The sequence below is a fragment of the Mesorhizobium sp. C416B genome, from assembly GCF_030323165.1.
GTDB lineage: Bacteria > Pseudomonadota > Alphaproteobacteria > Rhizobiales > Rhizobiaceae > Mesorhizobium.
The window spans coordinates 6,042,484-6,054,881 of record NZ_CP100471.1 but is presented as its reverse complement, the minus strand read 5'-3'; the positions used below and the strand labels follow the sequence as shown (position 1 = coordinate 6,054,881).

12 protein-coding genes are annotated in these 12,398 nt (G+C 63.8%); 1 reads left to right on the top strand and 11 read right to left on the bottom strand.

Annotated elements, in window-relative coordinates:
* The 9 genes from ftsW to mraZ are packed head-to-tail and all read right to left on the bottom strand — an operon-like array spanning nt 1 to nt 10,223.
* Nucleotides 1-1,152: a putative lipid II flippase FtsW gene (gene ftsW, locus NLY43_RS29340; protein ID WP_023668275.1), complete on the bottom strand. Its 1,152-nt coding sequence runs from the start codon at nt 1,150-1,152 to the stop codon at nt 1-3.
* Nucleotides 1,152-2,552: a UDP-N-acetylmuramoyl-L-alanine--D-glutamate ligase gene (murD, locus tag NLY43_RS29335; protein WP_023712435.1), complete on the bottom strand. Its 1,401-nt coding sequence runs from the start codon at nt 2,550-2,552 to the stop codon at nt 1,152-1,154. The genes ftsW and murD overlap by 1 nt, the downstream gene beginning before the upstream one ends.
* Before the next feature lie 8 nt (nt 2,553-2,560).
* The gene (gene mraY / locus NLY43_RS29330; protein WP_023668273.1) at nt 2,561-3,643 is read right to left on the bottom strand and encodes a phospho-N-acetylmuramoyl-pentapeptide-transferase; all 1,083 of its coding nucleotides are present in this window, start codon (nt 3,641-3,643) and stop codon (nt 2,561-2,563) included.
* An 18-nt stretch (nt 3,644-3,661) separates the two neighbouring features.
* Nucleotides 3,662-5,095, bottom strand: a complete 1,434-nt coding sequence (locus NLY43_RS29325; RefSeq protein WP_023712434.1) for a UDP-N-acetylmuramoylalanyl-D-glutamyl-2,6-diaminopimelate--D-alanyl-D-alanine ligase — start codon at nt 5,093-5,095, stop codon at nt 3,662-3,664.
* Nucleotides 5,092-6,546 carry a UDP-N-acetylmuramoyl-L-alanyl-D-glutamate--2,6-diaminopimelate ligase gene (locus NLY43_RS29320; protein WP_023712433.1) on the bottom strand — a complete coding sequence of 485 codons (1,455 nt, stop codon included), beginning with the start codon at nt 6,544-6,546 and terminating at the stop codon, nt 5,092-5,094. Before NLY43_RS29320 ends, NLY43_RS29325 begins: the two co-directional genes overlap by 4 nt.
* A gap of 54 nt (nt 6,547-6,600) precedes the next feature.
* Nucleotides 6,601-8,325, bottom strand: coding sequence for a peptidoglycan D,D-transpeptidase FtsI family protein (locus tag NLY43_RS29315; RefSeq protein ID WP_023712432.1), 1,725 nt, complete (start codon nt 8,323-8,325; stop codon nt 6,601-6,603).
* A 14-nt stretch (nt 8,326-8,339) separates the two neighbouring features.
* Entirely contained in the window at nt 8,340-8,732 is a 393-nt protein-coding gene (gene ftsL, locus NLY43_RS29310; protein WP_023682142.1) for a cell division protein FtsL, read from the bottom strand.
* 4 nt (nt 8,733-8,736) lie between these two features.
* Complete coding sequence (rsmH, locus tag NLY43_RS29305) at nt 8,737-9,753, bottom strand: 16S rRNA (cytosine(1402)-N(4))-methyltransferase RsmH (RefSeq protein WP_023712431.1); 1,017 nt, start codon at nt 9,751-9,753, stop codon at nt 8,737-8,739.
* Nucleotides 9,750-10,223: a division/cell wall cluster transcriptional repressor MraZ gene (gene mraZ / locus NLY43_RS29300; protein ID WP_023682144.1), complete on the bottom strand. Its 474-nt coding sequence runs from the start codon at nt 10,221-10,223 to the stop codon at nt 9,750-9,752. The genes rsmH and mraZ overlap by 4 nt, the downstream gene beginning before the upstream one ends.
* 400 nt (nt 10,224-10,623) lie before the next feature.
* Between mraZ and NLY43_RS29295 the strand changes: the two genes are divergently transcribed.
* On the top strand, nt 10,624-11,739 hold the full coding sequence (locus NLY43_RS29295) for a cystathionine gamma-lyase (RefSeq protein WP_023712430.1): 1,116 nt from the start codon (nt 10,624-10,626) through the stop codon (nt 11,737-11,739).
* 8 nt (nt 11,740-11,747) lie between these two features.
* On the opposite strand, the gene NLY43_RS29290 is transcribed toward NLY43_RS29295, so the two are convergent.
* Together NLY43_RS29290 and NLY43_RS29285 are read right to left on the bottom strand one after the other, a co-directional pair.
* Nucleotides 11,748-12,041, bottom strand: a complete 294-nt coding sequence (locus tag NLY43_RS29290; RefSeq protein WP_023668265.1) for a type II toxin-antitoxin system RelE/ParE family toxin — start codon at nt 12,039-12,041, stop codon at nt 11,748-11,750.
* Nucleotides 12,038-12,322, bottom strand: a complete 285-nt coding sequence (locus NLY43_RS29285) for a type II toxin-antitoxin system ParD family antitoxin (RefSeq protein ID WP_023668264.1) — start codon at nt 12,320-12,322, stop codon at nt 12,038-12,040. Before NLY43_RS29285 ends, NLY43_RS29290 begins: the two co-directional genes overlap by 4 nt.
* Nucleotides 12,323-12,398: the final 76 nt, after the last annotated feature.

Sequence of the window (12,398 nt, the reverse complement as noted above, 5' to 3'; positions counted from 1 at the left end):
TCACTCCGCCGGCAGGGCGCGCTGCGACAGGGCAAAGCCCATCTGCTTGCGCTTTTCCGGTCGCTTGCGCGTCAGCGCCAGCACCATGCCCATCGAGATGGCAATGGCGATCTGCGAGGAGCCACCATAGGAGATGAAAGGCAGCGTCATGCCCTTGGCCGGCATCAGTTGCAGGTTGACGCACATGTTGATGACCGACTGCAGGCCGAAGACGGTGACGAGACCGCCGACGGCGTAGCGGGTGAAATCATCATGTTCCTTCAATGCCGTGCTCAAGCCGCGCAGCACGATGAAGGCGAAGATCGACATGATGAAGAAGCACATGATCAGCCCGAACTCTTCGCCGGCGACCGAAAACACGAAATCGGCATGCGCGTCGGGAATGACCCGCTTGACCGTGCCCTCGCCCGGGCCGACGCCGAACCAGTGGCCGTTGATCAGCGCCTCGCGGCCCATGTCGACCTGGAACGTGTCGCCTTCGCCGGTCAGGAATTTGTCGATGCGGGCGGCGACGTGCGGGAACACCGTATAGGCGGCAAACAGGCCGCCGGCGCCGGTGGCGCCAAGCGCGATGATCCATAGCCATGGCAGGCCGGCCATGAAGAACATGACGCCCCAGGTGCCGGTCACCAGCATGGTCTGGCCGAGATCGGGCTGCGCCACCAGAAGCGAGATGACCAGGATCAGCAGCAGCATGGCAAACAAATTGCCGGGGATGTCGGGCTGGCGCTTGTGTTCGGCGAACAGCCAGGCGCAGACGATGACGAAGGCGGGTTTCAGAAATTCCGACGGCTGGATCGACATGCCGACAAACGACACCCAGCGCCGCGCGCCCTTCACCTCGACGCCGATGTAGAGCACGGCCACCATCAGCACCAGCATGATGCCCAGGATGATCAGCGCCATGCGCCGGATCTGCCGCGATTCCAGGAAGGAGACCGCCAGCATCACGCCGAGCGCCGGCACGGTGAAGATGATCTGCCTGGTGGCAAAGTGGAAACTATCGAGGCCGATGCGTTCGGCCACCGCCGGGCTTGCCGCAAAGGACAAGACGATGCCAAGCCCCATTAGCGACAGGAACGCCGCCAGGAACCAGCGATCGATCGTCCACCACCAGGTTGCAACCGGGCTTTTGTCGAGACGGCTTTGCATTATCGTGCCCCTCCGATGGGTTTGACACCCTCGATAGCATTCGCAGCTTGCCTGAAGGCTTCGCCGCGAACTTCGAAATTCTTGAACTGGTCGAAACTGGCGCAGGCCGGCGACAGCAGCACCACCACCTCGCCGTTGTCATCCTTGGCAGAGTCTTTCGCGGCATGGTCGACCGCGGCGGCCAGGGTGCCCGAGATTTCATAGGGCACGGCTTCGCCGAGCGTCGCCGAGAACGCGGGCGCCGCCTCGCCGATCAGATAGGCCTTGGCGATGCGTGGGAAAAAACCGCGCAGCGGCTCGATGCCGCCTTCCTTGGGCAGTCCGCCGGCGATCCAGTAAATGCGCGAAAAACTCGACAGCGCGGGTGCCGCCGCATCGGCATTGGTCGCCTTGGAATCGTTGACAAACAGCACGTGGTCCTTGCGTCCGACCTGCTCCATGCGATGCGCGAGGCCTGGAAAGCTCTCCAGTCCCGCCTGGATCTCGCCCAGGCTCAAGCCGACCCTGAGGCAGGCGGCAACAGCGGCAAGCGCGTTCTGCGCATTGTGCTGGCCGCGCAACGAACCGATGCCTTCGAGGAAGGCGACGCGGCTGTAGCGGCCATGGACGGCTTCCATCAGATCGGAACCGTCTGCGAAATAACCGTCGGTCAGCGGCAGCCGCTTGGAGATGCGGATCACCTCCCGGCCCGCCCTCTCCAGCCGGTCAGCGATCTGCGCGCACCAGGAATCGTCAACGCCGACGATCGCCGTCTCGCTGCCGGCAACCAGCCGCTCCTTGATCGAAGCGTAATGCTGCATGGTGCCGTGGCGGTCGAGATGGTCGGGCGTCAGGTTGAGCAGGATGCCGGCCGTCGGGTTGATCGAGGGCGCGAGATCGATCTGGTAGGACGAACACTCGACGACATAGTCCCGGTCAGCCTGCGGTGGATCGAGCGTCATGATGGCCCGGCCGATATTGCCGCCCATCTGCGTGTCGCGCCCTGCCGATTTGAGGATATGCGCGGTCAGCGCCGTGGTCGTCGACTTACCGTTGGTGCCGGTGATAGCGATGAACGGCGCATCAGGCGCGCGCGCAATCCGCTCGCGGCAGAACAATTCGATATCGCCGATCACCTCGACGCCGGAGCCACGCGCCAACTCCACCGTCCAGTGCGGCTTGGGATGCGTCAGCGGCACGCCGGGCGAGAGCACGAAGGCCGAGAATTTCGACCAGTCGGCGCCGCGCAGATCGGCGGTCGCAATGCCTTGGTCAGCAGCCTTGGCGACGCTATCGGGATTGTCGTCCCAGGCAAGCACGTCGGCGCCGCCCTCGATCAGCGCGCGCGCCGTGGCGATCCCCGAGCCACCGAGCCCGAAGAGCGAAACGCGTTTGCCCGAAAAGGATGCGGCGGGGATCAAGCGGGTTCCTATCTCAGCTTGAGGGTCGACAGGCCGACCAGCGCCAGGATGACGGCGATGATCCAGAAGCGGATCACCACCTGGCTTTCGGTCCAGCCGAGCTTTTCGAAATGATGATGGATCGGCGCCATCAGGAACACGCGCTTGCCGGTCATCTTGAAGTAGCCGACCTGAATGATGACCGACAGGATTTCCACGACAAACAATCCGCCGACAATGACCAGCACGATCTCGTGCTTGGTGGCGACCGCGACCGTACCGATCAGGCCACCCATGGCCAGCGAACCGGTGTCGCCCATGAAGATCGCCGCCGGTGGCGCGTTGAACCAGAGGAAGCCGAGGCCGGCGCCGATGACGGCGCCAAGCACGACAGCCAGCTCGCCGGTGCCGGGCACGAAATGGATCTGCAGATATTCGGCGAACACCGCATTGCCGGAGAGGTAGGCGATGACGCCAAAGGATGCCGCCGCAATCATGATCGGCACGATCGCCAGCCCGTCGAGGCCATCGGTCAAATTCACCGCATTGCCGGCGCCGACAATGACGAAGCAGGAGAACGGCACGAAGAACCAGCCGAGATTGATGATGAATTCCTTGGCGAAGGGGAAGGTCAGCGACGACGAGAACGGCGCCTGGCCATTATGCATGATCGCCCAGGCGGCGATGCCGGCGATGACGAATTCCAGCGCCAGCCGCGCCTTGCCGGAAAAGCCGAGATGCGACTGCTTGGTTACCTTGAGATAGTCGTCGTAAAAGCCGATCGAACCGAAGCCCAGCGTCACCAAGAGCACCACCCAGACATAGATCGAGGAGAGGTTCGCCCATAGAAGCGACGAGCCGACGATGCCGCACAGGATCATCAGCCCGCCCATCGTCGGCGTGCCGGCCTTCTTGAAATGCGTCTGCGGGCCATCGGCACGGATCGGCTGGCCCTTGCCTTGCCGCAGCCTCAGCGAATTGATGATGGTCGGCCCGAAGATGAAGACGATCAACGCCGAGGTGATCAGCGCACCGCCGGTGCGGAAGGTAATGTAGCGGAAGACATTGAAGACCGAGACCTTGTCCGCAAAATCGACGAGCAATGTAAACATGCGATTCCGTCCCCCGGACTAGTTCTGTTTCGCGCCTGCGGCTTCCGCCGGATATTTGCCGAGCAAGGCCTCGACCAGCTTTGAAAAGCCGATGCCTTTCGACGATTTGATCATCACAACGTCGCCGGCCTTCAGCGTCGACAACAACAGCGGCTTCAATTCCTCGGCGCCGGCGCGGTATTCCGTTTTGATCTCGTCGGGCAGGATGTCTGCCAGCGCCCGCATTTCCGGGCCGCCGAGAAAGACCGTGTGCGTGCCGGTCCCGACGATCAATTCGGCCAGGGCTGCATGCAGCTTGGCCGAATGGTCGCCGAGCTCGAGCATGTCGCCGAGCACGGCGATGCGCCGGCCCTCGCCCGTGACAGGCGTCGCGTTGAGCAGCGCCATGGCAGCAGCCATCGAGGCCGGATTGGCGTTGTAGCTCTCGTCGATCAGTGTGATCGGTCCCTTGGGATGGCGCAGCACATGGCGCTTGCCACGGCCACGCTCCGCAGAGAGATCGGCCAGCGCTTCCGCCACCTTTGCGATGTCAGCTTCAACGAGATGCGCCGCGCCAAGAACGGCGAGCACATTCTGCACCATGTGGCGGCCAGGCGCGCCGATCCGGGCAACGACATCCTGACCGCCGATCCTGGCGGTGATATCGGAATGACCGGCATGCAGCTCGCATTTGGTCAGCTTGTAGGTCGACCGTGCATTCTCGCCGAAGCCAAAGACATGTTCGACGCCGGCGGCCCGCGCCATCTTGTCGAGCAGCTTCCAGCGCGCATCGTCGCGGTTGAGCAAGGCCGCACCGCCGGGCTCGATGCCTTCAAAAATCTCGGCCTTGGCCTTGGCGATCTCGTCGAGATTTCTAAAGAAGCCGAGATGCGCGGCGGCGATCATCGTGACGATGGCCACATGTGGCCGGACCATCTTGACCAACGGCCGGATCTCGCCGGGATGGTTCATGCCGATCTCGAACACCGCATAGTCGCAATCGCCGGGCATGCGCGCCAGCGTCAGCGGCACGCCCCAATGATTGTTGAAGGACTGCGCCGAAGCATGCACCGTGCCGACGGCCGACAGCACATGACGCAGCGCCTCCTTGGTGGTGGTCTTGCCGGCCGATCCGGTCACCGCGATGATTTTTGCGCTGGAACGGGCGCGGGCGGCAACACCGAGTTTCTCCAGTGCTGCCAGCACATCCTGCACGACGATCATCGGCGCCGTCAGCCGCCCAAGCGACGGCAATTTGCCCTCGGCGACAACCAGAACGCCGGCGCCGGCCTTGATCGCCGCGGTCGCGAAGTCATGGCCGTCCATCGCCTCGCCCTTGATGGCGAAGAAGGCGTCGCCCGGCTGCAGGCTGCGGCTGTCGATCGAGATCCCCGAAATTCCCTCCGGCATCGGCCCGAGCGGCCGACCGCCCATGGCGTCGACCAGCGCGTCGGAAGTCCAGAGCACGCTCATGCGGCCCGCTCCCGCAGCGCCGACCGGACTTCTTCGTGGTCGGAGAACGGAAAAGTCTCGGCGCCGATAGTCTGGCCCTCTTCATGGCCCTTGCCGGCAACGATCAGCGTATCGCCCGCTTTCAGCATGGCGACCGCTTCGTGGATCGCCTTGCGGCGGTCGCCGATTTCAATGGCGCCGGGTGCGGCCGCCAGGATCGCGGCACGGATCGTTTCCGGCACTTCCGAGCGCGGATTGTCGTCGGTGACGATGACGACATCGGCGAGCCGCGTGGCGATCTCGCCCATGATCGGCCGCTTGCCCCGGTCGCGGTCGCCGCCGCAGCCGAACACGACGATGACGCGCCCGGTGGTGAATGGGCGCACGGCGGCCAGCACATTTTCCAGCGCATCCGGCTTGTGGGCATAGTCGACATAGACGGGCGCGCCATTGGCGGTGGCGCCGACAAGGTCGAGCCGTCCCGGTGCCCCCTGAAGTTTCTCCAATGCCATCAAAGCTTTGGCGACCGGCGTTCCAGTGGAAATGGCCAGCCCGGCCGAAACCAGGGCATTGGCGATCTGGAAGTCGCCGGCGAGCGGCAGGTCGATCTCGTAGAGCACGCCGTCGGCTTCGACCTCGGCGCGCTGGCGGTGGCGCTCGTGCTCGACCCGTTTCAGGCGCAGGAAATCGCCATGGCGGCCGACCGTCAGCACCTTGAGCCCGGCGGCCTGCGCAGCCTGGATGGTCGGCGCCGACCACGGATCGTCGGCAAAGATGACCGCTGGCGCGCCTTTCGGCAGCAGCGTGTCGAACAGGCGCAATTTCGCGCGATGGTAATCCTCGACCGTCGGATGATAGTCCATATGGTCGCGGCCGAGATTGGTGAAGCCGCCCGCGGCGAGCTTGACGCCATCGAGGCGGCGCTGGTCGAGACCATGGCTGGAAGCCTCCATCGAGGCGTGGGTGACGCCGGCCTCCGCCAATTCCTTGAGCAACTGGTGCAAAGCCACCGGATCGGGCGTGGTCAGCGAACCGTAATCGTTGCGGCCCGGCGCCACCACGCCGGTGGTGCCAATGGACGCGGCGGCAAAGCCGGCCTGCTCCCAGATCTGCCGGATGAAGGCGGCGACCGAGGTCTTGCCTGCGGTGCCGGTAACCGCGACCATCGTCTCCGGCTGGCTGCCGAAGAAACGTGCCGCGCTCAGCGCCAGCGCCAGGCGTGGGTCGTCGACGCTGAGCACCGGGACGGACAGGCCGGAAACGGCGCCGGCCTTGCCCACGACAACCGCCGCTGCGCCGCGCTTTGCCGCATCGGCGGCATAGGCCGAACCATCCGCCTTGCTGCCGGCGAGCGCGAAAAAGACCACGCCGGTCTTGACCGTGCGGGAATCCGACGAAATCCCGGTTACCTCCACATCGCGGGAAGATGTTCCCTCGACAGGCAGGATACCGGCTAAATCTCTCAGGTGCATCGAACCCCGTTTATCTCAACAAAATAGCGCGCAGTTGCCGGCGCGCCCTAAGAATCACCGATAGGAAACCAGCGTTGCGCCATTTTCATGGCTGAAATCTGGCTTCACGCCAAGCATGGCGGCTGCCCGCCTGATGATGTTTCCGGCCATGACACCCGCATTGTTGGCGGCGACGTCGGTCATCCCGGGCTTTTCCGGGTGCGGAGCGTCGGCGATCGTAAACACCAGATATTGCGGATCGTCCATCGGGAAGGCGGCGACGAAGGTGTTGAAATTCAGTTCCTTCGAGTAGCGGCCATTGATCACCTTCTCGGCGGTTCCGGTCTTGCCGCCAACGCGGTAGCCGGGGGCCCTGGCGTTTCTGGCCGAGCCTTTCTCGGCATTGAGCGTGTAGAGGTAGCGCATGCCCTCCACAGTCCTTTCGCTGACCACTCTCTTGGCCACCGCCATGGCATCCTGCTCGCTGCGGACCAGGAAAGTCGGCGGGATCAAATAGCCCTGCATCAGCGCCGCGCAGCCGACGGCCGCCTGCAGCGGCGTCGTCGACACGCCATGGCCGAAGGCGATGGTGAAGGAGTTGACCTGCTTCCAGACCTTCGGTTCGGTCGGGCGGGCGACTTCAGGCAGTTCGGTCTGCATCCTGTCCAGAAGGCCAAGGCGATGCAGGAACTCGCGGTGCCCTTCGATGCCGACCATTTCGGCCTCACGGGCCGATCCGATATTGGAGGAGTAAAGGAACACCTCCGGCAATGACAACACGCGGTTCTTGCCGTGGAAATCGTGGATGGCCTGATGGCCGACCCGGATTGGGTGCGAGGCGTCGAAACGGCTGTTCATGTTCGCCTTGCCGGAATCGAGCGCCATGGCCGAGGTGAAGCTCTTGAAGGTCGATCCCATCTCGTAGAGGCCGGCCGACATGCGGTTCAGCCGATCCTTGTCCTGCGCATTGAAGGGATTGTTCGGATCGAAATCCGGCACCGAGGCCATCGCCACCACTTCGCCGGTCTTGATGTTGAGCACGACGGCGCCGGCGCCCATGGCGCGATAGCGCTCGAGGCCGGCGGCAATCTCGTCGCGCACCACATGCTGGACGCGCAGGTCGATCGACAGCTGAACCGGCTTCAGATCCTTGGCGATCGCCAAGCCTGAGGCCTGCAGGTCGCTCAGGCCCTGCTCGTCAATGTACTTCTCCATGCCGGAGATGCCCTGATTGTCGATGTTGGTGAGGCCGACAATGTAGGACGAGGTCACGCCGGCAGGATAGAAGCGGCGCTTTTCGGTGCGAAAGCCGATTCCGGGAATGCCGAGCTGCATGATGTCGGCCTGCTGCTTGGGCGTCAGCTGCCGCTGCAGCCAGACGAAGCCGGCGCCGCTTTTCAGCTTGTGATAGGTCTGCTCGGGGTCGATATCTGGCAGAATGGTCGACAGCTTTTCGATCGCCTCGTCGGCATCGACGATGCGGCGCGGCTCGGCAAACAGCGATGCCGTCTTGATGTCGGTCGCCAGCACCTCGCCGTTGCGGTCGACGATGTCGGGACGCGACGCCGTCACCCGGCTTTGCGGCCCATTCGACATGTCGGGGGACTGGAAACCGAGATAGACCAGCCGCCCGGCGATGGTCGAATAGATGCCGAAGAACACCGCCATCGTCATCACGATGCGGGTCTTGGCCTTGCCGCCGGTCGCCTTGCGCGCGCCTTCGACCACGATGGAGCCGTCCTCGCCGGTCCGTGCGCGGCGCTTCAGCAATTTGCCGACCGACGGAAGTTTGGCGCGCATTGGAAATCCAGCGATCATTGGACGATGGCTCCGGTGACCACGGGATCCTTGTCGGCTGGTCCTTTGCCGGAATTGTCGGCCATGCCGCCAAGCCGTTGCGACGACAGGTCCTCGATGTTGAGCGGTTTTGCCGGCAGGTCGTCGAGCCCGACGATCTGCCGCGCATTGACCGGCTCGAGTGCGAGCTGCGATTTGTAGATTTCAGCCAGCTTCTGCAGGCGCGACGGCTGGGTCAGCAGGCTCCAGTCGGCCTTGAGCAGGTCGATAGTGTCCTCCTCATAGCGGATCTGCGCCTCGATCTTCTGCACCGAAGCCAGCTGTTCCTCGGCCTCGCGCTTGGCCTTGTAGGTCAGGGCCGCGGCCGAGACCATGACGGCGATCAGGACTATGTCGCTGGTTCGAAACACGTATTCACCTCTCTCGCGGCGCCTGGATGCCGGGAAGCTTTGGAAGGCCGAAAATGGTGAGATCACCGGCGCGCGCCGGCGCCTCGGTGCGGATGGCGGTACGCAGCCTGGCCGAGCGCGCCCGCGGATTGGCAGCGACCTCGGCATCGCCTGCCGTCACGCCGCCACCAGCCTTGCGGAAGGTCGCAGCGCGCGCGTGCGCCTCGGGCAAATGACGTGAGCCGGTGGCGACGTCGGCGCGGTCGGCGATGAAGCGCTTGACGATGCGGTCTTCCAGCGAATGGAACGTCACCACCGCAAGCCGCCCGCCGGGCTTCAATACCCGCTCGGATGCCATTAGGGCTTTGGCCAATTCGCCCAGCTCGTCATTGACGAAAATGCGCAGCGCCTGGAAGACGCGGGTGGCCGGATGAATCTTGTCCTTCGGCGCGCGGCCGATATGCGTTTCGATGGCGTCGGCGAGATCGAGCGTGCGCTCGAACGGACGTTTTTCGCGGCGTGACTCGATCATGCGGGCAATGCGGCCGGCATTCCGCTCTTCGCCGAGGAAGCCGAAGATGCGGGCAAGGTCGCCTATCTTGAACGAATTGACGACGTCGGCAGCACTCAAGCCCGCCTGCGCCATGCGCATGTCGAGCGGCCCGTCGGTGCGGAACGAAAAGCCGCGCTCGGGCTGGTCGACCTGCATGGAGGAAATGCCGATGTCGAGGACAACGCCGTCGGCGCTTTCGACCTGCTCGTCCAGCGTCGAAAATGGCGCCTGCACCAGCCTTAGCCTGCCGCCGGATTGCTGTTCCAGGCCGCGCCCGGCGGCAATCGCATCGGGATCGCGATCGATCGCCACCACCGAGGCGCCGCTCGCCAGGATCGCCTTGGTATAGCCGCCGGCGCCAAACGTGCCGTCGACGATCACATCGCCGGCTTTGGGTGAGAGCGCCTCCAGCACTTCGGCGAGGAGGACCGGAATGTGGCGGACCGGTCCGCCAACGGCGCTGAGATCATCGCCGTGATCCGCCATCATTCCGGCCGCTCCCCAGCCTTGGCCTCGTGAGCCTTCGTCCCCTGCCGAAGCTGCAAAAGCCGAGCGCGCGCCTGCGCCCCATAGGCGGCCAGCCGTCCAGGCTCCCAAACTTGAAAGAAATTGCCACGGCCGACAAAGGCCACTTCGCTCGTGATGCCCGTATGCTCGCGGATGAAATCGCTCATCGTGATGCGGCCATCCTGATCGAGCTTCAGGAACGTCCCGTCGCCATGGCAGAAGAACGACATATCGTCCGCCGTCTGCAAAAAAGGGTCTTCCAGCGCGATGCGCTGCTCGTAGCGGTCGAGCAGATCGAGCCCGCCGACATCCATCGCAGGCACGTCCAGGCCGCGCAGCGCATAGAGTTCCGAATAGCCGCGCTTCTGCACGACCGCGCGGAAATGCGCCGGAACGGAGACCCGCCCCTTCGCATCGATCCTGTTCACCGCGCTTGACAGAAACCGGTCCATGACACGCTGCAGCCGCTTCCGCCGCCGCACCCCTCTCCATGTTTTCGTCCGCGCCGAAGCGCGTCCCCTGCCGAAAATCCGCTTCGATCCCAGCGGCAAAACCCCGCAAACGCACAGCCGCCGCGGCTGCCCGATTGGCGTACGCTTTACCCTGACGCGGAACGAAGGCTTTGGTATCGAAATGGGATATCATGGGGCACTATGGGCGTCAACGGGAACAGGCTTCACAAACGCGCGCCACAACCGGTGAGAGCAGCTCTGACAACACTCCCGTCTTTATCTCCCATTAAGCCTAACGAACCGTTTAGAGCGGGCTGGCCCAAGCGGAAGCGGCTTGCCGCGCATCACTGCCGCGAATAGCGTCGTCAGTCTTTTCGCTGAGCAACAAGGTCAGAAATCCATGTCCGAAACAGCAAGGTCCCGCGCGGCCTCCCTTGCCCATCTGCGGCGCGACGGACTTGCCAAAGGCGACCCCATCCCATTGCCGCTGACCATGGCCGCTATTTTCCACAACCCGGGCGACGGCGCCGGCTACAGCCAGTACGGCCGCTACAGCAACGCCACCTGGGATGCAGTCGAGCACATGCTGGCGCATCTCGAATACGCGCCATGCGTCGGCTTCCCCTCAGGAATGGCGGCAATCTCGGCGGTGTTTTTCGGCCTGTTGAAATCCGGCGACCGCGTGCTTTTGCCTTCGGACGGCTACCATGCCACACGCGCGCTGGCCGAACGTTTCCTCAAGCCCTTCGGCGTCGCCTATGATCTGCGGCCGACAGCTACATTCCTCGACGGCGGCTTCGACGGCTACCGCCTTGTCTACGTTGAAACCCCGTCAAATCCGCGATTGGACATTTGCGACATCACAGCGGTCGCCGAGGCCGCGCACCAAGCGGGCGCGATCGTCGTCGTCGACAACACCACGATGACGCCGTTCGGCCAGCGCCCGCTCGATCTCGGCGCCGACATCGTCGTTGCTGCCGACACCAAGGCGGCCAACGGGCATTCCGACGTGCTGTTCGGCCATGTCGCCAGCCGCAATCCAGACATCATCGCGGACGTCACCGGCTGGCGCGAGACCGCGGGCGGCATTCCCGGCCCGTTCGAGGCTTGGCTGGTGCATCGCGGCCTGGAGACGCTGGAGGTACGCTTCGACCGCATGTGTTCTTCTGCCGAGGTGATCGCGAAGCGCCTGAAAAACCATCGCGCCGTTAGCGGCTTGCGCTACCCCGGGCTGGAGGGCGACCCGTCGCACAACCTCGCCCGGGCGCAGATGGAGCGCTTCGGCTTCCTCGTGTCCTTCGAACTCGCTTCCCAGGAGAAGGCCGAGGATTTCATCAACAACTGCACGCTGATGCAGGCGGCAACGTCGTTCGGGGGTGTCCACACCTCCGCCGAGCGGCGGGCCAAGCGAGGAGATTCGGTTCCGCCCGGCTTCGTGCGCCTGTCGGTGGGCTGCGAGCCGGTGGAAGAACTCTGGCAGGCGATCGAGGCATCGCTGGACAAGATCGGCATCTGAGCTGGCGGTTAGGTCACCAAGTCGTCGGCGCCAATATCGCGCCTGCCGTGCAAAACGCGGACGATCTCGATCGCGTCTTCGCCCATGCGATACAGAGTGACATATTCGCCGACGATCAGATGACGAATGCCGGGCGCGATATCATCGCGCGGCGCACCTGAGAACGGGTGCAAGGTGAGCAGTGTCCAGCGCCTCTCCAAAGCGTCCACAAGGCGCATGGCTCCCTTTGGGCTATGTTCCGCAATGTAGTCACCGATGCCTTCGACATCTGATATCGCCTGAGGAAGCAGCCGATATTTCACTCTTCCGAGCCTGCAGCTTCCGACATCCTGTGATATTTGGCTCGCAGCCGGTCCATGAAGGGCTGGCCGTCCACCGCCGGTCCGCTGTCGATCCCCTCCTGAACCAGCCTGCGCAATTCCTCGACCGTGTAGCCGAGAAGATCGCGGCGGTCTTTCCATTGCCGCAGCGCATCACGGATGACTTCGCTGGCCGAGGCATATTCGCCGGCGGCCACGACATCGTCGACCGCCGCCGCCAGTTCCGGCGAAAGCGTGATGCTGCGTTTGTCGACGTGACCCATGATGCGCTCCTGATCAAACCATGACAATCATGGTACGATTAAATCGTACCAGCTTCAAATGCGTTTGTCTCGACCC

Bases quoted from the DNA above. Each gene is read 5' to 3' on its own strand.
- rsmH (WP_023712431.1), bottom strand. From the start codon at position 9,753: ATGATGGCGGATCACGGCGATGATCTCAGCGCCGTTGGCGGACCGGTC.
- NLY43_RS29320 (WP_023712433.1), bottom strand. From the start codon at position 6,546: ATGCACCTGAGAGATTTAGCCGGTATCCTGCCTGTCGAGGGAACATCT.
- NLY43_RS29315 (WP_023712432.1), bottom strand. From the start codon at position 8,325: ATGCGCGCCAAACTTCCGTCGGTCGGCAAATTGCTGAAGCGCCGCGCA.
- NLY43_RS29295 (WP_023712430.1), top strand. From the start codon at position 10,624: ATGTCCGAAACAGCAAGGTCCCGCGCGGCCTCCCTTGCCCATCTGCGG.
- mraY (WP_023668273.1), bottom strand. From the start codon at position 3,643: ATGTTTACATTGCTCGTCGATTTTGCGGACAAGGTCTCGGTCTTCAAT.
- NLY43_RS29325 (WP_023712434.1), bottom strand. From the start codon at position 5,095: ATGAGCGTGCTCTGGACTTCCGACGCGCTGGTCGACGCCATGGGCGGT.
- ftsW (WP_023668275.1), bottom strand. From the start codon at position 1,152: ATGCAAAGCCGTCTCGACAAAAGCCCGGTTGCAACCTGGTGGTGGACG.
- NLY43_RS29285 (WP_023668264.1), bottom strand. From the start codon at position 12,322: ATGGGTCACGTCGACAAACGCAGCATCACGCTTTCGCCGGAACTGGCG.
- mraZ (WP_023682144.1), bottom strand. From the start codon at position 10,223: ATGGACCGGTTTCTGTCAAGCGCGGTGAACAGGATCGATGCGAAGGGG.